The 22,798-nt window shown below is 40.9% G+C and carries 15 protein-coding genes; 8 read left to right on the forward strand and 7 right to left on the reverse strand.

Going from position 1 to position 22,798, the window contains the following annotated elements; translation table 11 throughout:
- Nucleotides 1–87: 87 nt before the first annotated feature.
- Nucleotides 88–885, forward strand: a complete 798-nt coding sequence (locus P20439_RS00630) for a M48 family metallopeptidase (protein WP_008113135.1) — start codon at nt 88–90, stop codon at nt 883–885.
- 105 nt (nt 886–990) lie between these two features.
- Nucleotides 991–2,895: a hypothetical protein gene (locus P20439_RS00635; protein ID WP_008463952.1), complete on the forward strand. Its 1,905-nt coding sequence runs from the start codon at nt 991–993 to the stop codon at nt 2,893–2,895.
- 79 nt (nt 2,896–2,974) lie between these two features.
- Here P20439_RS00635 and P20439_RS00640 read toward each other — a convergent pair whose 3' ends face one another.
- Both P20439_RS00640 and P20439_RS00645 read right to left on the reverse strand, forming a co-directional pair.
- Nucleotides 2,975–3,763: a nucleoside-binding outer membrane protein gene (locus P20439_RS00640; RefSeq protein ID WP_036932644.1), complete on the reverse strand. Its 789-nt coding sequence runs from the start codon at nt 3,761–3,763 to the stop codon at nt 2,975–2,977.
- 118 nt (nt 3,764–3,881) lie between these two features.
- Nucleotides 3,882–5,195, reverse strand: coding sequence for a Na+/H+ antiporter NhaC family protein (locus tag P20439_RS00645; RefSeq protein ID WP_008113129.1), 1,314 nt, complete (start codon nt 5,193–5,195; stop codon nt 3,882–3,884).
- Between the two features lie 571 nt (nt 5,196–5,766).
- Between P20439_RS00645 and dapB the strand changes: the two genes are divergently transcribed.
- The 5 genes from dapB (at nt 5,767) to P20439_RS00670 (ending at nt 13,054) form a co-directional block, all read left to right on the forward strand.
- Nucleotides 5,767–6,564, forward strand: coding sequence for a 4-hydroxy-tetrahydrodipicolinate reductase (gene dapB, locus P20439_RS00650; protein WP_008463955.1), 798 nt, complete (start codon nt 5,767–5,769; stop codon nt 6,562–6,564).
- Between the two features lie 362 nt (nt 6,565–6,926).
- Entirely contained in the window at nt 6,927–8,063 is a 1,137-nt protein-coding gene (gene carA / locus P20439_RS00655) for a glutamine-hydrolyzing carbamoyl-phosphate synthase small subunit (RefSeq protein ID WP_008113125.1), read from the forward strand.
- A 16-nt stretch (nt 8,064–8,079) separates the two neighbouring features.
- A complete protein-coding gene (gene carB / locus P20439_RS00660; protein ID WP_008113122.1) occupies nt 8,080–11,298 on the forward strand; it encodes a carbamoyl-phosphate synthase large subunit in 3,219 nt (1,072 codons plus the stop codon).
- A 50-nt stretch (nt 11,299–11,348) separates the two neighbouring features.
- Nucleotides 11,349–11,825 carry a transcription elongation factor GreA gene (gene greA / locus P20439_RS00665; protein WP_010388635.1) on the forward strand — a complete coding sequence of 159 codons (477 nt, stop codon included), beginning with the start codon at nt 11,349–11,351 and terminating at the stop codon, nt 11,823–11,825.
- Between the two features lie 170 nt (nt 11,826–11,995).
- Nucleotides 11,996–13,054 (forward strand): S66 peptidase family protein, encoded by a 1,059-nt coding sequence (locus P20439_RS00670; protein ID WP_008463957.1) that lies wholly within the window; start codon nt 11,996–11,998, stop codon nt 13,052–13,054.
- A gap of 44 nt (nt 13,055–13,098) precedes the next feature.
- On the opposite strand, the gene P20439_RS00675 is transcribed toward P20439_RS00670, so the two are convergent.
- Nucleotides 13,099–13,755: a nitroreductase family protein gene (locus P20439_RS00675; protein WP_008109298.1), complete on the reverse strand. Its 657-nt coding sequence runs from the start codon at nt 13,753–13,755 to the stop codon at nt 13,099–13,101.
- Between the two features lie 127 nt (nt 13,756–13,882).
- Here P20439_RS00675 and P20439_RS00680 point away from each other — a divergent pair, with 127 nt between their 5' ends.
- Nucleotides 13,883–14,824: a LysR family transcriptional regulator gene (locus tag P20439_RS00680; RefSeq protein ID WP_008463959.1), complete on the forward strand. Its 942-nt coding sequence runs from the start codon at nt 13,883–13,885 to the stop codon at nt 14,822–14,824.
- A 20-nt stretch (nt 14,825–14,844) separates the two neighbouring features.
- Here P20439_RS00680 and P20439_RS00685 read toward each other — a convergent pair whose 3' ends face one another.
- From P20439_RS00685 to P20439_RS00700, 4 genes are all read right to left on the reverse strand, one after another.
- Nucleotides 14,845–15,735, reverse strand: a complete 891-nt coding sequence (locus P20439_RS00685) for a dienelactone hydrolase family protein (RefSeq protein ID WP_008109294.1) — start codon at nt 15,733–15,735, stop codon at nt 14,845–14,847.
- Nucleotides 15,736–15,840: 105 nt separating this feature from the next.
- Nucleotides 15,841–16,860 carry an alpha/beta hydrolase gene (locus tag P20439_RS00690; protein ID WP_008109292.1) on the reverse strand — a complete coding sequence of 340 codons (1,020 nt, stop codon included), beginning with the start codon at nt 16,858–16,860 and terminating at the stop codon, nt 15,841–15,843.
- Between the two features lie 277 nt (nt 16,861–17,137).
- On the reverse strand, nt 17,138–18,934 hold the full coding sequence (locus tag P20439_RS00695; protein WP_008109290.1) for a SulP family inorganic anion transporter: 1,797 nt from the start codon (nt 18,932–18,934) through the stop codon (nt 17,138–17,140).
- A 712-nt stretch (nt 18,935–19,646) separates the two neighbouring features.
- Nucleotides 19,647–22,796, reverse strand: a complete 3,150-nt coding sequence (locus P20439_RS00700) for an efflux RND transporter permease subunit (RefSeq protein ID WP_008109288.1) — start codon at nt 22,794–22,796, stop codon at nt 19,647–19,649.
- Between the last annotated feature and the right edge of the window lie 2 nt (nt 22,797–22,798).

Genomic DNA, 22,798 nt, shown 5'->3' on the forward strand with positions numbered 1-22,798 from the left:
ATTGTTTAATTGCAAAAAGCAAAGATTTTAAACTAACACCGCGTTTGGTATTCTATACTTAGTAACAAACTTTTTTAGGGTAACACAATGAAAAAATTGGTTTTGGTAGTTCTAGCCAGTGCAGTATTAGCAGGTTGTAAAACATCACCAACTGGGCGCACGCAAATTGCGCTTTACTCAGATCAGCAAATGACTCAAATGGGCACTGCCAGTTTTGCAGAGATGAAAAAAACGCAGCCGGTAAATAAAGATCCAAAAGTAAACAGTTACGTCAATTGCATTGCTGAAAAAGTAGTGGCCGTGCTTCCTACAGAATATGCATCTCAAAATTGGGAAGTGGTGGTATTTGAAGATGAATCTGCAAACGCCTTTGCATTGCCTGGCGGTTATATTGGGGTGCACACTGGGCTATTAAAAATAGCCACAAACCAAGATCAGCTTGCCACTGTTTTAGGCCATGAAGTCGGTCATGTGATTGCAGAGCACTCAAATGAACGTGTTTCACAAAGCTCTATTTTACAAACCGGAATGAAAGTGGGCAGTGCGGCGCTTGAAATGGGCAACGTGCAATACCGCAATGAAATTATGCAAGGACTTGGTCTTGGCGCTCAATATGGTGTGGTTTTACCGTTTAGTCGTTCACATGAGACAGAAGCTGACGTTATTGGTTTAGATTTAATGGCGCAAGCAGGTTTCAACCCTAAAGAGTCTGTTACGCTTTGGCAAAATATGAGTCAAGCGGGCAGTGGGGCAACGCCAGAGTTTTTATCAACTCACCCAGCACCAACAAGCCGTATTGCAAATTTACAATCGCAAATGGGTAAAGCGCTTAGTGAGCAAAAAACAGCTAAAGCACAAGGTAAAAATCCGCAGTGTAAGTTTTAACAAAACCTTATAAGCTCGTTTAACATTAGTTTGCGAGCTTAATCAAACTAACTTGTAAATGAAAACATGTGGTTTGAAGTAGGCCAAAAATAGGAAGATTCAAGGATGAAAAAAATAGTTGTAATCATTAGCGTTGTTTTGATCAGTTTAGTTATATTTTTTAGTATATTATCCAGTAAGCGTCAAAATTCAATCCTGCTTGCACCAACAGAAGCCAATGTTGGTATTAAAAAGCCAAAAGCTAATTTCGGGAATAACATAAACGCCAAAAACATTTATGTTAAACAGCCATTTCCTACTGATATCCCGAATGAGGAACAATGCAAAGAGCTAAATTATAAGCAGTATCAGTTACGAGATAATAATGAACGTGATATTGAGCTAAAAGCATCACAAGCATTTAAAAACGGGTATACAGCAAAGCAGGTCGCCGAGGCAATATGGTTTTCGAGTTACTGGTCAGTGGCTAAAACTTGGTACGATAAAGCAGCATTAGCAGAGTCAGTTGAAAAGTTGTTTCCGATTTTACAATCAATACCGAATAGTGAAAGATTAATCGCTCAATACGATTATGTTAACGCACCTGACTTAAACATAACAACTGTTGTTGATTACACTGACCTTTTGGATATACTTTGGAAAAACTTGCCCACAGATACGATTTACAAAAAGGTCAGCTCAACAAATACCTCTGCCGTTGAAATTTTTAACGAAATTGAACGGACTTTTTCAGAAATCCCATATGATGTACTTAACAATAATCAACTTTCTCCTTTAAATTCAATTTTAAATCTGTTGTTGACTAAACAGCAGCTACAATCCGCTATCATGCTTTTGCAGCGTTACCCTGATTTAAAGTTATCAGATGTAAGCTTTGATAATAAATTAGCATTGAATTTTCTCACTATTATAGGTGGTGAAGATTATGAAATTACTAATCCAACAGAGCATAAATTGTTCCTAACTCTTTTAGGGTTATTAGAGAAGCAGGTTTTTTATCAAAAAATTACACATCCCTGGTTTAGTAACGAAGAGGTTAATAAGGGGGTTGAGAAATTAAATAACGAAGGAATAGTTATTAAAATCGTTTTAGTCGATGATATAGAGAAACCGAGTCCTATATTGCAACTGAACATAAAAGAATACAATTTAACTGACGAGCAACAACTGGACCTCAAAAAGTGTCAATCAACGACGGATTGGCTTATAAGCCGTGAATTAACACCCAATGAAATTGAAACATTTAAAGACCAGCCATTTATTGCAAAGATCAAATCTTCACCTGAATTTAAGCACTGTAAAAATAAAAAAGTTTTACAGAACTCACCGTTAATAAAAAGTCAGATGACTTCAGTGAGTAAGATAATTAATCAAGCAATGGCTGATCAAAGCTCCTCGTTGGAGGAACTCGATTTAGAAAACTTAGATTTACCTGTTTTGTTACCTGAAGCAAAATCTATTTTAGCAGTTATTTTTGCTCGAGATTACCTGCAAGCAACTAGCTTAAATGAGCAAGAAATTATAGCTAGACTAAGTAATGTGGGTTTAAAACCGTTGAGTAGTCATTCGGAATTATTAGGAGGGTTGGCAGGATTAAAAGGGTTAACATTGTGGCTTAATTCATTAAATTTCGAGCAGTTAAAAGATGCGCAGAGTTTATTGAATAGTTTTGCAGCTAAAGGCGTTTTTGAACCCTTCGCTATATTAAACACTAGGCTGGGTGGCGTTGCTTATGATAATAAGAATGAATTGGATCCTCTTTATTTCTTTATCCAAAATTATTCAGAGTTTTCTATCCATTCCGGTGATCCAATGACCTATGAAAATAAGAAAAATAAAGCATTTATAGACTTTTTTACTCGCAATGGAGCTCACATTGAACCGCAACACCTTCGAGCTGCATTTGCACTCAAAATCCAATCTAAAAAAAGCTATGATAGTCTGATAACACACTTTCCTGAGTTAGAAGTAATGAGCGGGGACGACTACTTCTCAGTTAATTGTCGGTAGGTTAATACTTGGATAAAACATATATTTTTGAACTTAAAAAAGTGCGAAATGGTTCGCACTTCTTAATTTACTTTGTTCTTTAAAAGGTCCATTCTAAATGAATTTGCGGTACTGATTCGCTAACATCAGTACCAAATTTATTGTGCCAGTATTGCCATTCCATACCTAACAGTAAGGTATTTTCTTTCATTTCTAGCGCATGTCCCATATCCCATACAATAATAGGTTGGGCTAAAAACCAAGCACGCACATCGTTACCAAACTCATCTTTGCGTTCAGCAATGTACTCTGCATGGCCTTTTACGTTAAACTTTTGCGAGCCAATCATGAACGGGTAATCAAAGGCTACATCAAACATCCAGCTGTTAGTTTCAATGGGTGCACCGCCTTTTGCAACGCCTTCGCTATCATCAATGTATGCACTGATAAGGGTTGAAAAGAAATTAAAACCAGGCACATCCCAGCTTAATTTTACGCCTGGTAAATATTTAACCACTTTGGCATCGCCTGCAGCATTAATACCCATGGTTAGGCCAACATCAACAAGCGCCCCTGACGCTACTTTTTCGTCCATTACCGCAGATAAGCTAAGTGTAGAGTAACCTTCAAAGTAAAAGTCTTGATCTTGAAAGCCATCATCGTTGCTGTCGGTACTGTAATCAATAAAGAAAAAGTTATCGCCATAATCATGTCCAGAAGCATGCTCAATTGAGTACACCGTGGTATTAGATTTTTGTTCAGTAAATGGGTTTTTGTGGTTGCCGTTGTTAATATGAAGCGCCGTATTGCTCCAATTAGCAGCGGTAGCTGTTGAACTTAAGGCACACGCACTTAGTGCAACGAGAGGAAGTAAGTTTTTAATTTTCATAACCATATTTTATGTGACACGCTGAATATCACATTATAGCAAACACGGTTAATTTGTTAATTATTTATTGTGATAAACAGTGTATTAGCACACAGCTAATACACTGTAAAAAAGGAGATTATGCTTTATTGCGGCGCAAACAAATAACAGCAATAGCAGTAAAGGCTAAAATAAAGCAGTAGTAAGATGAGGTTGAAACATCCCACGGGCTAATTTTAAATGTAGCACCGAGTAATAATGCTTGCGCGCCATAAGGCAAAGACCCTTGGGTTACACAGGCAAAAATATCTAATAAACTGGCAGAGCGTTTACCACTAATTTCGCCATCATCAGCCAGTTTTTTAGCAATAGGGCCTGTCACAATAATAGACACGGTATTATTGGCAATACACATATTACTGGTGACAACTAATGCCGCGATCCCTAACTGATCGGCTACTTTACGGTGCCATTTGGCAATGACTTTAGTAATAGCTTGAATTTTTTGAGCGATATAGTCGAGGCCGCCATTAATACGAATAAACTCAGAGAGGCCACCAATAAACATAGACAGTAAAAATATTTCCTGCATGTCGCTAAAGCCTTTGTAAATATCTTTTACAAAGCTTGCACCTTCATAGCTGCCGGTAAAGCCCATTAATGCGGCAAACACAATACCGCTTAACAGCACGACAAACACATTAAAGCCCATTACCGCCAGGACTAAAATAAAGGCATAAGGAAGTACTAATAAAATATCGTAGTCTTTGGTATCAACTACTTGTGCTGCAGGCGTTAAAAATAATAGCAATGCAATAGTGAGTATGGCGGCCGGAACAGCAATTTTAAGGTTTTCTTTAAACTTATCTTTCATTTCACAGCCTTGCGTACGCGTAGCAGCAATCGTGGTGTCAGAAATTATTGATAAGTTATCACCAAACATAGCACCAGATACAATGGTACCGGCCATTAAAGCTGGATCAATTCCTGTTTTAATAGATACTGCATAGGCAATTGGGCCAATAGCACCGATAGTTCCCATTGACGTACCCATCGCAGTAGAAATAACCGCCGCTATTAAAAACAAACCAGGCAGTAATAATGAAGGAGGTATAAGTGAAAGACCAGCATTAACAACCGCATCCACACCGCCGGTTGCACCTGCAACCGCCGAAAAAGCACCCGCTAGTAAGTAAATAAGGCACATGGTAATAATATTGTTATTACCCACACCTTTAATAAAGGTCTCTACGCTTTGGTTGATACTGGTTTTATTTAAAATAAAGGCTAAAACAATCGCGGGTAAAATAGCGACCGGTGCTGGGAGTTGATAAAATGCATAATCAACCCCTTGAGATTGCAAATATAAGCCTGAGCCTAAAAAAATAGCAACAAAGGTGAGTAGGGGGAGCAAAGAAAATCTTGCTTTATTTTTATCAAATGATGGCTGCATCATAATCCTCGTTAATTATTCATAGCAATCGAAACCGATTGATATATTAAACAGCCAAAGCATCCCTCTTTTAGCTGAATTTAGTTGTTTGTTTTACTATCTAACCAGATAAGTAACTCAACAGCGCCCGCAAGCCAAAGACCAAATCGGCGCAAAAAAGGAAGTTTAAATGTATAGATGGCTAAATGCAAAGACTATCTGTTAATATTATGAGGGTCTGTTGATCTTTCAAGGTTAAATTTGCAGCAGTCTGTTTGGTATTTAGGCAAGGCAGAGCCTATGTGGTGTGGTTGTTCCCCATAAATAGGCGATAACGCAGCATCAATGCCAAACAGGCGCTGCCCGAAGGGTTCTGCCTAGGGACGATTTACTCTTTGTTGCTCGGTTTTTACTTAGCCCACTAGGTTACAAACCTCGCGCCACGATTAAACCGCTCCTAGTTTAAACAAATTTTAATCCGCAAAGGTCAACAGACCCTAAAATAATCGAAGCTTTTTTATAAGCTTTCCTGACTATTACATGAGTTTTAGATAAAATCTAGCTAACTAAAAAATACATAGGTTGTAAAAAGATGAATCGAGTAGGTGTGTTTGGTGCGAATGGCCGTATGGGCCTGGCACTTGTAGAAGCAGCAACAATCAATAAAAATTCACAATTAGCGGCGGCCTATGTGCGCAGTCAGTCACCGTTATTAGACCTGCCCGTTAATCAGCTTAATAGCGCAGCGGCAAAAGAGATTAAGTTTAGCAGTGAACAGCAGGTTGAAAATGTAGATGTGCTTATAGACTTTACTTTGCCTGAAGGCATGAGAAATCATTTAAAAACAGCCGTTGAGCAAAAAACACCTATGGTAATTGGCACCACCGGCTTAACTCATGACGATATGGCGCTATTAACGGATGCCGCTAAACATATTCCGATTGTATTTGCGCGTAATTATAGCGTGGGCGTAAATTTACTGCTTAACTTAGTGCAAACGGCAGCGACAAAACTAGGCGATGATTTAGATATAGAAATTTTTGAAGCACATCATCGTCATAAAATTGATGCGCCATCGGGCACTGCACTTGCCATTGGCGAGTCGATTGCTCAGGCAAAAGGGTGGGATCATGATGAGGTTGCCGTTTATGATCGCAACAACATAGAGCAGGCCAAATCACAAAATGAAATTGGTTATTCGGTGCTAAGGGGCGGTGATATAGTAGGTGAACACACGGCCTACTTCGCTACAATGGGCGAAAGACTTGAATTAACCCATAAAGCAAGTTCGCGAATGACCTTCGCGCTAGGTGCTATAAGAGCTGCGCAGTGGTTGAAAAATAAACCTGCAGGACTTTATGATATGCAAGATGTGCTAGATTTAAAGTAGTTAAGTTCCTTTTTTAACGCTTTGGGGTGGTTTTTTGCTATAACCACTTATTTATTACAATTTACTAATTAGCGTTAGACCTAAAAGCCAACTTCATGTAGAATGCAGCCAATTTGCCAAAAATTACTAAATGCGTGTTTCCAATTATACTCATATGGTTAGCAAAACCGGGGTTTGTGTGGGAATGAAAAGAGTTTTAGGCAAGAAAAATGAATGAAGGTTTAGTGGTTTACATCGGCATCATTTAAGACTGCGTAAAACAATTTAAGCTCACAGAAATCAGGTTTTGACCAATTATTTGGGTATTGGCGGGGTGTTAAGCAATTTGCTTACTCCCGTTTTTTACTGTTAGGAGGTTTAACTTGACTAAATCCGCTCTGTTAGTCCTAGAAGACGGCACAGTGTTTCGCGGTACTGCAATCGGCGCTGACGGCATGTCAGTCGGTGAAGTAGTATTCAATACGTCTATGACTGGTTATCAAGAAATTTTGACTGATCCATCGTACGCGGAACAAATCGTAACTTTGACGTACCCACATATCGGTAATACGGGTACCAACAGCGAAGACGAAGAAGCGAGTCACATTTGGGCTAAAGGCCTAGTGATCCGTGATTTGCCACTGCTAGCGAGTAATTTTCGTAACGAGCAATCGTTAGATGATTACTTAAAAGAACGTAATATTTTAGGTATTGCGGACATCGACACCAGAAAACTAACCCGTATTTTGCGTGACAAAGGCGCACAAAATGGCTGTATTGTTGCTGGTGACGAACTAGACGAGAAAAAAGCGCTCGAAGCCGCGCAAGCCTTCCCAGGCTTAAAAGGTATGGATTTAGCAAAAGTTGTCTCAACCAAGGAAAATTTTGAGTGGCGCGAATCAAGCTGGACATTAGGCGAGGGGTTTAAAACCTTACACGCTGATGATGAAAAGTTTCATGTTGTTGCCTACGACTTCGGTGTTAAACGTAACATTTTACGTATGCTTGTTGATCGTGGTTGTAAACTAACCGTAGTACCTGCACAAACCTCTGCCGCTGACGTACTAGCCTTAAACCCAGATGGTATTTTCTTATCAAACGGCCCTGGCGATCCTGAGCCATGTACTTACGCCATTGATGCAATTAAAACCTTTTTAGAAACCGATACGCCAATTTTTGGTATTTGTTTAGGGCATCAACTATTAGCGCTTGCCTCAGGTGCTAAAACAGTAAAAATGAAGTTTGGCCACCATGGTGGTAACCACCCAGTTAAAGATCTTGACCGCGATGTCGTAATGATCACCGCACAAAACCATGGTTTTGCTGCAGATGAAGCCACATTACCAGATAACCTACGTGCAACGCATAAATCGTTATTTGACGGCACATTACAAGGTATTCACCGTACAGATAAACCAGCATTTAGCTTCCAAGGTCACCCTGAAGCGAGTCCTGGTCCGCACGATGCAGCCCCATTATTTGACCACTTCATCGATTTGATGCAAGCGCGTAACCACTAATTTAACCGGAGTAATAATGCCAAAACGTACCGACATAAAAAGCATTCTTATCTTAGGCGCAGGCCCAATTGTAATTGGTCAAGCTTGTGAATTTGACTACTCTGGTGCTCAAGCGTGTAAAGCACTTAGAGAAGAAGGCTATAGAGTTATACTCGTTAACTCAAACCCAGCAACTATCATGACCGACCCAGAAATGGCCGATGCAACATACATCGAACCAATTCACTGGGAAGTTGTTGAAAAAATTATTGAAAAAGAAAAGCCAGATGCTGTACTGCCTACAATGGGTGGCCAAACAGCATTAAACTGTGCGCTTGATTTAGACAAGCACGGTGTATTGGCTAAGCATGGCGTTGAGCTAATTGGCGCAACAGCTGATGCAATCGATAAAGCAGAGAACCGTGAACGCTTTGATGTTGCTATGCGTAACATCGGCCTTGAATGTCCACGTGCTGAAATTGCCCATACAATGGATGAAGCGCGCGATACCATGACCCGTATCGGCTTACCGTGTATTATTCGTCCTTCTTTCACAATGGGCGGCACCGGCGGCGGTGTGGCTTACAACATGGAAGAGTTTGAAGAAATCTGTGAGCGCGGTTTAGACCTTTCACCAACCAGCGAGTTATTAATTGATGAGTCGTTAATTGGTTGGAAAGAATACGAAATGGAAGTTGTTCGTGACAAAAAAGACAACTGTATTATCGTCTGTTCTATTGAAAACTTTGACCCAATGGGTGTGCACACAGGTGACTCAATCACGGTTGCACCAGCACAGACATTAACCGACAAAGAATACCAAATTATGCGTAATGCCTCTATGGCCGTATTGCGTGAGATTGGTGTTGAAACCGGTGGTTCAAACGTACAATTTGGTGTAAACCCTGTTGATGGCCGCATGGTTATCATTGAAATGAACCCACGTGTATCACGTTCATCTGCATTGGCGTCTAAAGCAACGGGTTTCCCAATTGCTAAAATTGCAGCGAAATTAGCTGTAGGTTACACCCTTGATGAGCTTCAAAACGATATTACTGGCGGTAAAACCCCAGCATCGTTTGAGCCTTCAATCGATTACGTGGTAACAAAAATTCCTCGCTTTAACTTTGAAAAATTTGCCGGTGCAAACGACCGTTTAACAACGCAAATGAAATCAGTAGGCGAAGTAATGGCGATTGGTCGTAACCAACAAGAGTCATTACAAAAAGCATTACGTGGTTTAGAAGTAGGCGCAACAGGCTTTAACCCAATTGTGGCGCTTGACGACCCTAAAGCAAAAGAAAAAATCATTCGTGAATTACGTGAGCCAGGTGCAGAGCGTATTTGGTACATTGCCGATGCGATGCGCCATGGAATGAGCGTTGAAGATGTATTTGAATTAACTAAGATTGACCCTTGGTACTTAGTACAAATTGAAGACATCCTAAAAGATGAAGCTAAAATTTCAGAAGTCGGTATGGTCGGCTTAAATGCAGACTTCTTGCGTAAACTTAAACGCAAAGGCTTTGCAGATCCGCGTATTGCAGAAATTGCCGGTGTATCAGAAGCTGAAATTCGTAAAAAGCGCCATCAACTCAATATTGTACCTGTGTACAAACGCGTTGATACGTGCGCCGCAGAATTTAGCTCAGACACTGCTTACATGTACTCATCATACGATGAAGAGTGTGAAGCTAACCCATCTGACCGTGATAAAATCATGGTAATTGGTGGCGGACCTAACCGTATTGGTCAAGGTATTGAATTTGATTACTGTTGTGTTCATGCAGCCCTTGCGCTTCGCGAAGACGGTTACGAAACTATTATGGTTAACTGTAACCCTGAAACGGTTTCTACCGATTACGACACATCAGACCGTTTATACTTCGAACCAATTACGCTTGAAGACGTACTTGAAATTGTTCGTGTTGAAAAGCCAAAAGGCGTTATCGTGCAGTACGGTGGTCAAACGCCACTTAAACTTGCGCGTGAGCTTGAAGCTAACGGCGTGCCAGTCATTGGTACTTCACCAGATGCCATTGACCGTGCAGAAGACCGTGAGCGTTTTCAACAACTTGTTGAGCGTTTAGACTTACTGCAGCCAGAAAATGCGACGGTAACCTCTACTGAAGAAGCACTACTTAAATCAGTTGAAATTGGTTTCCCACTGGTAGTACGTCCTTCGTACGTATTAGGTGGTCGTGCGATGGAAATTGTATACGATGAGCAAGACTTACGTCGTTACATGACCGAAGCCGTATCTGCATCAAATGAAGCGCCAGTATTACTAGACCGTTTCTTAGATAACGCGATAGAAGTTGACGTTGACGCAATTTGCGACGGCGAGCAAGTGATTATTGGCGGCATCATGGAGCATATTGAACAAGCAGGCGTTCACTCTGGTGACTCAGCATGTTCATTACCAGCTCACTCGCTAACGCAAGAAGTGCAAGATGTGATGCGTAAGCAAGTAACTGATATGGCACTTGAACTTGGCGTAGTTGGTTTGATGAATACGCAGTTTGCGGTTAAAGATGGCAAAGTGTATCTAATCGAAGTAAACCCACGTGCAGCACGTACAGTTCCATTTGTATCTAAAGCAACGGGTGTAGCACTTGCAAAAGTAGCGGCACGTTGTATGGCGGGTCAATCTTTAGCAAGCCAAGGCATTACTAAAGAAGTGATTCCACCTTACTACAGCGTAAAAGAAGTGGTATTGCCATTTGCTAAGTTCCAAGGTGTGGATCCTATTCGTGGACCTGAAATGCGCTCTACGGGTGAAGTAATGGGTGTTGGTGATACTTTCGCCGAAGCGTTTGCAAAAGCACAATTAGGTGCAAGCAACACTTTACCACGTGGTGGTCGCGCGTTACTATCTGTACGTAATAGCGATAAGCCACGTATTGTAGAACTAGCTAAAACCATGACAGACCTTGGTTTTGAGCTAGATGCAACAGGTGGAACAGCTGCTGCACTTGAAGATGCTGGAATTACGGTTCGCCGTGTAAATAAAGTATACGAAGGTCGTCCGCACATTCTTGATAGAATCAAAAATGGCGAGTATAGCTATATCGTTAATACCACCGAAGGTCGCCAAGCGATTGAAGATTCGAAGGTGTTACGTCGTGGTGCATTGCAGCACAAAACCAATTATACTACGACATTGAATGCGGCATTTGCTAACTGTACTGCTAACCAAGCAGATGACCGCAGTAAAGTGACGTCTGTTCAAGAACTACACCTGCGATTGAACTAAGGAAATGTGCCAAGGCCATAACCATGGCCTTGGGATTAAGTGAGAAAAGTATGCAATCAATTCCAATGACAGTTCGTGGCGCAAAATTATTGCGCGATGAGCTTAACGAATTAAAAACTGTTACCCGTCCAAAAATTGTATCTGATATTGCTGATGCACGTGAACACGGTGACTTAAAAGAAAATGCTGAGTATCACGCTGCGCGTGAGCAACAGGGTTTTTGTGAAGGCCGTATTCAAGAAATTGAAGCAAAACTTTCAAACATGCAGATGATTGACGTAACAAAGATGCCTAATACAGGTAAAGTGATTTTTGGGACTACAGTAACCATCGTTAATGTTGAAACCGACGCTGAAGTTAAATATCAGATTGTTGGCGATGATGAAGCAGATATTAAAAGTAATTTAATTTCTGTTAATTCACCAATTGCTCGCGGCTTAATTGGTAAACAAGCGGATGACGCTGTGATTATCAAAACGCCAAAAGGTGATGTAGAGTACGAAATCATTGAGGTTGAGTATATTTAATTAGTTAACTCACTTTAACGTTTTATAAAAACCAGTGCTTAGCAATAAGCACTGGTTTTTTTATGCTTGGTTTTTATATTTGGTTTAGATACCGGTCAATTATTATTCATTGTTTGTAAATGTAGGCTATGTTGTTATGGTAGTAACCTATTCTTCAATAAGGAAATAATATGGCAAATATACTGTATCCAGCACCTTTAAAAGTGGGATCTAAAATCGCCGTGTGTTCTTTATCAGCGGGGATCAAATCAAAATATCACCCACGGTTAGACATCGTCATTAATGGCTTAAAACATCGAGGTTATGAGGTTGTTGAAGGGGAGTTTTTACGTCAAAACGAGCCGCGAACTCAACTTACTGCTAAGCAGCATGCCAAGCAACTAATGGACTTTTTATTGGATGATAAAATAGATGCGATTATGCCGCCAATGGGCGGAGAGCTGGCAATGGAAATATTGCCGTTACTTGATTTTGGCGCAATTAAAAATGCCAAACCTAAATGGTTGGTGGGTTATTCAGATGTCAGCACGATTGCCTGTGCACTGACAGCAAAATGTAATTGGGCAACACTGCATAGCGCCAATTTAATTCAGTTACACCCCGATGAAAAAGATCCGTATTGTTTACAAATTTTTGAAAGTCTAAGCTATGAGGCTAATAGTGAGTTTGAGCAAGCACCCTCGACTTACCATCAACATAGCAAGCCTGATTATGCACAAAACCCAAACGTATTATTTGATCACAGCGCGCCAACCCAGTGGCAATGTTTAAATTACACCGATAAACGCAGTATCGAAATGTCAGGGCGGTTGTTTGGTGGGTGTCTTGATACGGTTGGGCTGTTGCTTGATTCGCCTTTTTTAGCACTGCATGAGTTTAAAAAGCATAATGCCTCGCAAGGTATTGTGCTTTATTTAGAAAGCGCAGAGCTCACGCCTGCGACGGTTGCACGGTTTTTATTGTCACTCAAATTAGCCGGTATGTTTGATGATATAAACGGGGTGATTATTGGCCGCCATGTAACCTTACAGGGGCAAGATCCGGGGTTTGATTATCGCCAAGGCTTAAATGCCGCTTTTGGCGGGTGTTTATTTCCGGTGATCATTGATGCCGATATTGGTCACATCCCTCCTAATTTAAATTTAATTAATGGTGCATTATGCACTGTTACCGCAGATGTTGATCAAGGCAAAGTGACCAATGCGTCTGTGGTCACAAAACTAGCCTAATAAAGTGAGCTGCTCACTAACAATTTAAAGTGAGCAGCTTTGACTTATAAAACCTGAATTACTTGTTCTTTGCTTAAACGTGATTTTGGCAGCTTAGCATTGTAGTCTTCTTCAGCGTCATGGTAACCCAGCGCAAGTGCCACATCACAGATGTAGCCGTCTAATTCGCTTGCAAACTCTTCACCAATCAGCTGTGCATCAACGCCTTCCATCGGCGTGGTATCAATCCCTAAGCGTGCTGCTGCATGCATAGTATTGCCTAAAGCAATGTAGGTTTGTGCTTTGGTCCAGGCGGCATTATTACCTTGCTCATCGGTATTTAAATCAACAAACGCAAAGGCGCCAAAAGCTTGCTCGCGGTTTTCTTTTTGAGTTCTGCCATTCTTTATATCGGCATCAATTACGTGTCCGTAATCTTCACGAGTATATTGCGGATTATGAGCAAATAAAATAATGTGCGACGCCGCTTTAATGTGTGGCTGATTAAATTGAAACTTATTAGCAAAGGTAGTGTGCATACGCTCTTTTGCAGCGTCTGATTCAATCACTACAAATTTCCAAGGCTGCGAATTAATTGACGAAGGAGAAAGACGCATAGCATCATACAATACCGTTAAATCGTCTTGAGAAATGCGCTTTGTCGCGTCGTAACGTTTAGCAGTATGGCGGCTTTCAAGGTCGCGAATAATAGGGTGAGTCATAGTCTCTCCATAATAAAAAAGGGCTAATAAACAGTGTTCACTGAGTGTATGAGCAACATAATACAATTTGCTTTATTTAAAATAAACAGCATAATTATTGAATCATTATCAAATAAAAATAGATAATATGCAGATTGATGACTTAAAACTTATTTTAAAGGTAGCTGAGTGTCGAAGCATTACGCTAGCAGCAGCCAAGTTAGATATGCGCACAGCAACTGCCAGTGCTGCTATTAAGCGTGTAGAGTCAGCCCTTGGCTGTGAATTATTTATTAGAACAACTCGCCATTTGCGTTTATCCGGTGCAGGGGAGCGATACATCCCCCAATGCGAACAAGCGCTGGCTGTGCTTGAAACGGCAAGGCAAAACCTTAAAGGAGAACATGACGCCATTGAAGGCGAATTACGAGTAGCTACCTCATCTGATTTAGGCCGCAACTTAGTGATCCCTTGGATTGATGACATTATGGATAAGTACCCAAGTGTGAGTTTGCGCACGCACATTAGCGATAGTAATATCGATTTTTTTCGTGATTCGGTTGATATAGCACTGCGTTATGGCTCACCCAGTGATAGCAGTGTTTATGGGTTTAAAATTTGCAATGTACCGCGACTACTTTGTGCTACGCCAACTTATTTAGCTAAATATGGTGAGCCAGATCACCCGGATGATTTAGCGCAGCATCATGGGTTATTTTATCAGCTGCAAGATATTATCAATAATGTGTGGGAATTTACCGACGGGCAAAAAAAATACAAAGTTAAAATGCAGGGCAGACGAGCTTCAAACGATGGCGATTTAGTCAGGCGTTGGTGTGTTGCAGGTAAAGGTTTAGCAGTTAAATCAGCGTTAGATATTGCCGATGACTTATTAAACAAACGGGTTGTTACTGTGATGAATAATTACCAGCATACCTGTGGTGAGCTGTGGCTCATTTGCCCAAGCAGGCAATCGATTACTCCCGCTGTACTACTATTGCGTGATGTGTGCAGAGAAAAAACCGCTCACATATTGAATCAGCTAGTAAAGCAGGGGATTGTTGATAAACGTGTATTAATTAACGAGTAATAAATACACGCTTAGTAATGTTAACTTAAGTGGTTATAAAAAAATGCTAATGTACGCTGCCATGCAAGTTCGGCATTTTTTTCATCGTAGCGGCCAGTTGAATCGTTATGAAAACCATGATTAGCGCCTTCGTAAATGTGCATAGTGTACTCAACATTGTTAGCTTTTAAGCTTTTTTCATAATCAGGCCATGTAGCGTTAACGCGTTTATCAAGCTCACCTAATTGAATCATTAAAGGCGCTTTTATATTTTTGTGCAGTGACTCACTGGCAGGAGTACCATAAAAAGGCACGCCCGCGCTCAGTAAGTCACTCTCAACTGCCGCTAAGTAATTAACAATGTAACCACCAAAACAAAAGCCTACAGCTCCCAGTTTGCCGTTACTATTAGAATGACTTTTTAAAAAGTGAGCCCCAGCTACAAAATCGTTTTGAATTTTAGCTCTGTCCATGGTCTTTTGCATGGCGCGTCCTTCATCATCGTTACCAGGGTAGCCACCAAGCGGAAAGAGTGCGTCGGGTGCAAAGGCAATAAAGCCTTTTTTGGCTAAGCGCCTGGCTACATCTTTAATATATGGGTTTAAACCACGGTTTTCGTGAATAACTAATACAACCGGCAGTTCACCTTCAATTTTGCTAGGTACTGCTAAGTAGCCTTTGCCTTTACCATGCCCGTTTGGCGAATCAAATTCTTCGTAGGTGGCTTTAATATCATCATCGTTAAATGATACTTGCTCTGCAAACGCATAATTAGGTAACAGGGCACTGGTTAGTACGCTCATTGAAAAACCAAGTGCAGCTAACCCACCTAGTTTTTTCATAAATGTACGTCGGTCCATTAAACCGTGGGCGTATTCGTCGTACCAATCAAAGGCTTCTTGCGGGATATGATCTGATTGCGGGGTATTCATGGCTGCTCCTTCCATTATTATTAGTTATGTATTGTTATTTATTACCATAACGTATTAGGAGTAAAAAACGAGCAGTATTTTTCTCAATTATTAGGACTGTTGAAGTTATCCATCAAGCAAGGAAAGGAGCACATTCCTTTGTTGTGTGGAAATTAAAGAAACCATTTCAATATGATTTAAATCTTTTACCTCATACATGCTCACTTTTGAGTTGTTAAGAGTAAGCAACCTATTATATGGACTCACTTTGTCTGCATTACTTGAAAAGATGTAAGTTTGCCTAGCATGCGGGGTCTTATTTAGATTATTTAATATGTCGAGTTTAGTTAGAGGTACTCCACTTTTTTCAATTATCTTAGCCGCGACTTCGTTTAAATAATCATCGCCTAATAGTTTGCTATAAATAGGGTGTGATAAGTTAGCAATTGTGGTTAGTGCGGCCTCAAAATTAATCATTGGGGCATAAAGTATATGCTTACTAATGTTCAGCTTAGATGCAAACTCAACTCCCGCAATTGCGCCCATTGAGTAACTAATTAAGGAAATATCAGTGTAGTTTTCTTTATTTACATAATTGACTAGCACATCAAGCGAGTTTAAACCAAATCTAAACTTCTCGTATTGATTACTTGCAGGCATCACTATCACATTTTTTCCAGTGACATGGCTAAGCCATCTTGCTTGCATGGTGTAAATCAAGCTGTCTACGCCATACCCAGGAAAGATGATTAAAAGCCCGCTATTTTGGTTGTTTGGTAAATTATCTGAAGTAAGTTGGTATTCAAAAACCTCATCTTCAGTGCTTCCTTCAACAATCAAACTTAACGAAAGTGTATTACCATCGAGTAGGTAGCTTTCGATATCCTTAGGTGAGATAAACCTAAAATCAAGACAATCTACTTCGCTGCTACAGTAATGGGTTTGTACTCCAGATAAAGCGATAGAGCTCTCAAATTCTTTAGGGAGAACTTTCTGCGGAGGCTTAGTTATTTGATAAGCAATATAGCTCTGGCACCCACTTAAAAAAATAACTAAAGAAATAATCAGTATGTATAAGCGCATTAAAGTCCCTTTAATTTTCAAGCTAAAATTTTTTTGATTAATTAATGCCTGACTTCCCTTCATCTACGCCTATCAAAAAGCCGAGCCCCACAAATGTGAACGATATAGCAATGAAGCCAAATAGCATTAAGTTACGGTTATTCTTTTTAAACCAAGTGTGGTTAACACAGCAAAAACAATAAATAGAATAAGTTGTACAAGTGGCATAGTTACATCCTTTTATGCGAGGGTGTCCATATACGTGCCTAACTTACCAGCTTAAAATAATTTAAACAATTGACTTAAAAATAAAAAGCTCGGGAAGTTCCGAGCTTTTTTAGTGAGTTACCTAAGAGACGTGTTACGCCATAGCGTCGTTGGCTACAGGGTATTTAGGGTCTTCAACAATGTTAACCTCTACTAAATCACCGGCTTTTTGTAATAACTTGGCAGACTCTGGGCTCAAATGGCGCAAATGCAACGTTTTACCTAATGCTTTATAACGCTCACTTAAACCATGTATGGCTTCAATACCTGACTGGTCACACACTCTGGCATTGGCAAAATCTATACACACTTTTTGTGGGTCGTTATGTGGGTTAAACCCTTCTTTAAACGAGGTTATAGAGCCAAAAAATAGATTACCCGTTACTTGGTAGGTTTTTTCGCTTTGCGATTCATCGCTGCATTTAATACGAATTTCTTTTGCAGAGTTCCATGCATAAACCAAGGCAGAAATAACAATACCTATGCCTACGGCTACGGCTAAATCGAGCAATACGGTAACGGTAGATACCACAATAATGATAAATATTTCAGATTTTGGAACACGGCCAAATAAACGCAAAGATGACCACTCAAACGTAGCAATAACCACCATAAACATAACGCCAATTAAAGATGCTACCGGTATCATTTCAATTAAGCTGGGAAAAAACAAAATAAATACCAGCATAAATAAAGCGGTAGCAATACCTGCCGCACGCCCTCGGCCGCCTGAATTTAAACACACCATGCTTTGGCCAATCATGGCGCAGCCGCACATGCCACCAAATAAACCGCTTAAAATATTGCCCGAGCCTTGCGCTACCGACTCGCGATTACCTTGCCCGCGGGTTTGTGTTATTTCATCAATAAGCGAAAGCGTCATAAGGGTTTCTATTAGCCCCACAGCTGACAAAATAAGCGCAAGCATTAGCACGGTGATAAGCGCATCGAGCGAGTCGCTATTGGTTAAATCCCAGCTAATTTGCGGAAAGTGAAAACTCGGTAATGCACCTTTTAAACTGCCATCAAGTGGGTCAATGGTGTCTTTTAAGCCCTCAGCTACTTTTTGCGCTTCGTTAGCTTGCCATTTAGCCGTAATCTGCGCATCGGTTGGGCGCTCAAGCGCAATATTTTGCGCCACTTCGCTGTATTGCCCATGAGGTACTTGATTTTTTATAGCTGCAAAGTTTTCAGTAATGATCTCTTTTTCAATCATTGAAGTACGCTGCGTGTGCACAACATCGCTAACAAGTTTTGACTCAAGTGGTGTAAAGGTGACCAGCGCTGTACACACTGCTATTGCAGCAAGAGGGGCAGGAATTGCTTTAGTATAGCGCGGTAAAAAATACACAATTGCCATGGTTAGCGCAATTAGCCCCATCATGGTAAGCATAGCAGGGCTGGTTAGTTGCATCCAATCGCCTGCGTAGGTAAACATATCGTGTTGCTTATCGTAAACTACGCGAACGTTTTCTTTAAATTGGCCAAATTGCGCCATACCAATCACAATAGCTAAGCCATTTACAAAGCCAAGCATTACAGGGTGAGGTAACAGCCTAATAAATTTGCCCATTTTAAAAGCGCCAAACACAACTTGCAGCACACCGGTTAACACCACGGCGGCCAGCAAGTACTCGAGTCCAAACATAATAATAAAGGCGGTGGTGACTACAGCCATAGAGCCAGCAGCACCCGAAATCATACCTGGGCGGCCGCCAAACACGGCGGTAATAAAGCCAACAAAAAACGAGCCATATAGTCCCATCATTGGGTCAATTCCCGCTACAAAGGTAAACGCAACAGCTTCGGGAATGAGCGTAAGCACAGCGGTTAGGCCGGCTAATACATCATTTTTTAAATTAGCGCTGCGCTTGCTTATTAAATCAAACATAGGGTTCCTTAGGGTGCATAAATAAACTAGATGCCATAGCGCTTTAAGCGGATAGCAGTATGTTTAGGTGTTTTAAATTTACGTGTATAGGGCGTGTTGATCTTTGCGGATTGAGATTTGTTTAATCTAGGGGCGATCAAATCGCGGCGCGAGGTTTGTAACCTAGTGGGCTCGATAACTGCTCCTGCGTTATTCTAATGACTTACATCCCTGTAAGAATAAGTAAAAACCGAGCAAAGCTTCCGCGTCCTGCTCACGCCCCTTACCTACATCCATGTAGGCAACAAAGAGTTTATTGCCCCTAGGCAGAACCCAAAGGGCAGCGTATGTTTGGCATTTATGCTACCTTATCGCCCATTTATGGGGAGTAACCACACTTCATAGGCTCTGCCTTGCCTAAAAACCAAACATACTGCTGCAAATTCAAACGCCAAAGGTCAACACGCCCTCGTTATTAGAGCTAAGTGGAGGGCACTTAACTGACAAGCGGCTCAAAACCATTGCGGTGTGAGCTTAATGCTAAGCAATAAAATTATAATGCGTTAGCGATGCTTTAAATTGAGGGCGCATAATACGCTGATATAATTAAAATAATTACCCATAATTTATTTGAAACACTTTATAAAAACTATTAATAATGCAGCGCAATATTTAGGCAATAAAAAGCTCGGCGTATTAGGCCGAGCTTTAATGGTTGGGAGAGAAACTTTAATTATTTGGCAGTGGGTGTCGGTTGAACACTTATAGGCTGCGATTTACCAAGTAGCTTACGGGTAAGGCGCTTAGCGTCTTCTAAAGCTACGTATTGGCAAGGTATAAGTATTAAAGTAATTACCGTGGCAAATAGCACACCAAAGGCCAGCGATACCGCCATAGGAATAACTATTTTAGCCTGTAAGCTGGTTTCCATAATAATTGGCATTACCCCAATAAATGTAGTGATTGAGGTAAGTAATATAGCTCTAAAGCGCTTTGCACCGGCTTGCATAACGGCTTGTTTTACGGCCATGCCTTCTGCGCGTGCTTTATTTACAAAATCTACCATCACGAGTGAGTCATTAACCACCACACCGGCTACCGCAATAATGCCAAACATCGATAAGCTGCTCATGGTCATACCTAGTACCATGTGGCCAAACATGGCGCCAACCACACCAAATGGAATGACCGACATAATAATTAATGGTTGCGAGTAAGAGCGCAGAGGAATAGCCAATAATGCAAAAATTATGATCATCGATAGCGCAAAGTCACGTAATTGCTCATCAGCGCTATCCATTTCCTCTTGAATACGACCAGCCACATTACTTTGTACCCCTGGGTAGTTTTTAAGTAATGAAGGTAAGTACTCATCACGAATTTGTTGTGCAATGGCAAAGGGTTCTACTTGGTCAGTATTTACTGCAGCCCACACGTTTACTGTACGTTTTGAATTTTCACGGCGAATACGATTAACCCCATCAACTAATGAAATATTAGCAACTTCACTTAATGGTACTTCAGCGCCTGTGGGGGTGATAATACGTACGCTGTCGATATCGCTGATTGAGTTACGCTCATCTTCTGGGTAGCGGATCATCACTTTAATTTCTTCACCTTCGCGAAGAATACGTTGTGCTTCAAGACCATAATAACTAAAGCTTACTTGTGAGGCCACATCGGCAAGGGTTAGCCCCATACTGTAAGCAAGTGGTTTTAAATCTAGCTGTACTTCATCGGTAGCGCTTTGCATTGAGTCATTAACATCGCCTACGCCTTCCAGACTTTGTAACTTGGTTTTAAGCTTACCAGCGACTTCTTTAAGTACTTGTGCATTTTTACCTTCGAGTTTAAAGCTTACATCGCCATCGTCTCGACCCCCGTTCATAATACTATCTTGAATGGTTAGGGTTTTAACACCCGGTAAGTTAGGCATTTGTTCGCGCCATAAGGCACTCAGTGCAAAGGTATCAATAGGGCGCAGGTCGGGTTCAACTAAAATAGCCATAATGTTTGCTTGCGTTCGCCCACGTAAGCTAACTGATAAATCGCGGATCATCGGTTTACCGTATTGCTCTTTGAGCTGCTTATCAACGCTCAGTATTAGCTGCTCTACTTTTTTAGCTGTCTCAAGCGTTGCTTGCTCAGAAGACGCTAAGTTCATTTCTATATCAATGCGTGGAAAATCGTGCGGTATTTTAGGATTAGGCACAAATTTAACTAAACCACCGGCAAACATTCCCGCACTGACAATCAGTAAACACATAAAACCGACAATTACGGTATAGCGATAATGAATGCAGCGACCAACAAACGGGGTGTAGTAGTTATCAACAAAACTTTTTAGGCCGTTATCCATTACTTTACGTGCACGGTGAAGCGGGTTTTTTGGATTTGGTTTACGGTCTTTCATTGCCGCAATATGTGCCGGTAAAATAAGTTTTGATTCAATTAGTGAGAAAATTAAACATAAAATAATCACCCCACCAATGGCTTTAGAAAAAGCCGCACTTGGGCCTGTGGCAAGAGTTTGCGGTAAAAATGCCGCAATAGTGGTAAGTACGCCAAATGTTGCTGGCATTGCCACGCGCTTTACGCCGCGTACTACGTTATCGAGTGTATGGCCGTGTTTTTCTATTTCAGCACTAGCAGATTCGCCCACAACAATGGCGTCATCAACCACTATCCCAAGCACCAGTATAAAGGCAAATAACGAGGCTAAGTTAATGGTGACATCTAAAAAGCCAATTGGCATAAACAAAAAGGCACCTAAAAATGACACAGGTAAACCCATCATTACCCAAAAAGCTAAACGTAATGGTAAAAACAGCGCTAATACCAACATAACTAGTAAGCCACCCCAAATCATATTGTCGACCATCATATCGAGGCGACCTTCGAGGTAGTAAGTTAAATCAACAATAGGAGAGAGCTTGACACCTGCAGGCAGTTGCGATTCTTTTTCAGCCATATAGGTTTTAAGTACTTTAGCAACATCGGTAATATCTTGATCTTTAGAGGCGTTTACTTCAAACGACAATGAATTTTTACCATTGTATTTTGAGTATTGCAGGCCTTCTTCAAAGCCATCATTTATGGTGGCAACGTCACCTAAATATACTTGCGCGCCATCGGCAAGGGTGATCAGCGGTAGCTTTGCAAACTCGCTACCACGGTAGGCTTGTTTTTCAACGCGCATTGAAATATAGCCATTTTCAGAGCGAATTTGCCCAGCTGACATATTGGCAGAAAAGCTTTGCACTGCACTGGCAATATCTCTAAACGTTAATCCATAAGCACGCAGTTTGTCTGGGCTTACTTCAATACCAATTTCGTAATTAAGGCCACCATTAAAGTTAACTAAATTAATATTAGGCAGTGCCTGAAGCTCGTCTTTTATATCGTTACCGAGCTCTTTAAGTTGGTAGTTACTCATGTCACCGTAAAGGGCAAGTATCATTACTTCTTGTTCGTATTTATCGCGACGAACAATAGGGCGCTCCATACCCGCAGGAAACGTATTGATTGAATCTACTTGTACTTTAATTTCATCGAGTACTTCTTGCGGATCAAACTGCTCTTCTATTTCAATCCACGCTTGTGAAGAGCCTCTATTGGAGTAGGTGATAAGGCGCTTTATTCCCTCTATGCTCTCAAGGTTTTCCTCAACTTTTATGGTAATGCCCTCCTCAACCTCTTGCGGGGCTGCGCCAGGGTATACCGCAGAGACACTGATCCAGTTACTTTCAAATTGCGGAAACATTTGTTTGCGAATAGTAAACGCCGTTAAAATGCCACCAATAAGTATAAATATCATCAATAGATTTGCTGCAACAGGGTTGCGCGCAAACCATGCAATTAGGCCTTTTTCACGTGTAGACATAA

This window comes from Pseudoalteromonas sp. BSi20439, assembly GCF_000241165.1.
In the GTDB taxonomy this organism is placed as follows: domain Bacteria; phylum Pseudomonadota; class Gammaproteobacteria; order Enterobacterales; family Alteromonadaceae; genus Pseudoalteromonas.

Excerpts from the sequence above, each read along its gene's own strand:
- P20439_RS00630 (WP_008113135.1), top strand. The coding sequence starts at position 88 with ATGAAAAAATTGGTTTTGGTAGTTCTAGCCAGTGCAGTATTAGCAGGT.
- P20439_RS00635 (WP_008463952.1), top strand. The coding sequence starts at position 991 with ATGAAAAAAATAGTTGTAATCATTAGCGTTGTTTTGATCAGTTTAGTT.
- P20439_RS00640 (WP_036932644.1), bottom strand. The coding sequence starts at position 3,763 with ATGAAAATTAAAAACTTACTTCCTCTCGTTGCACTAAGTGCGTGTGCC.
- P20439_RS00645 (WP_008113129.1), bottom strand. The coding sequence starts at position 5,195 with ATGCAGCCATCATTTGATAAAAATAAAGCAAGATTTTCTTTGCTCCCC.
- dapB (WP_008463955.1), top strand. The coding sequence starts at position 5,767 with ATGAATCGAGTAGGTGTGTTTGGTGCGAATGGCCGTATGGGCCTGGCA.
- carB (WP_008113122.1), top strand. The coding sequence starts at position 8,080 with ATGCCAAAACGTACCGACATAAAAAGCATTCTTATCTTAGGCGCAGGC.
- greA (WP_010388635.1), top strand. The coding sequence starts at position 11,349 with ATGCAATCAATTCCAATGACAGTTCGTGGCGCAAAATTATTGCGCGAT.
- P20439_RS00670 (WP_008463957.1), top strand. The coding sequence starts at position 11,996 with ATGGCAAATATACTGTATCCAGCACCTTTAAAAGTGGGATCTAAAATC.
- P20439_RS00675 (WP_008109298.1), bottom strand. The coding sequence starts at position 13,755 with ATGACTCACCCTATTATTCGCGACCTTGAAAGCCGCCATACTGCTAAA.
- P20439_RS00680 (WP_008463959.1), top strand. The coding sequence starts at position 13,883 with ATGCAGATTGATGACTTAAAACTTATTTTAAAGGTAGCTGAGTGTCGA.
- P20439_RS00685 (WP_008109294.1), bottom strand. The coding sequence starts at position 15,735 with ATGAATACCCCGCAATCAGATCATATCCCGCAAGAAGCCTTTGATTGG.
- P20439_RS00690 (WP_008109292.1), bottom strand. The coding sequence starts at position 16,860 with ATGAAGGGAAGTCAGGCATTAATTAATCAAAAAAATTTTAGCTTGAAA.
- P20439_RS00695 (WP_008109290.1), bottom strand. The coding sequence starts at position 18,934 with ATGTTTGATTTAATAAGCAAGCGCAGCGCTAATTTAAAAAATGATGTA.
- P20439_RS00700 (WP_008109288.1), bottom strand. The coding sequence starts at position 22,796 with ATGTCTACACGTGAAAAAGGCCTAATTGCATGGTTTGCGCGCAACCCT.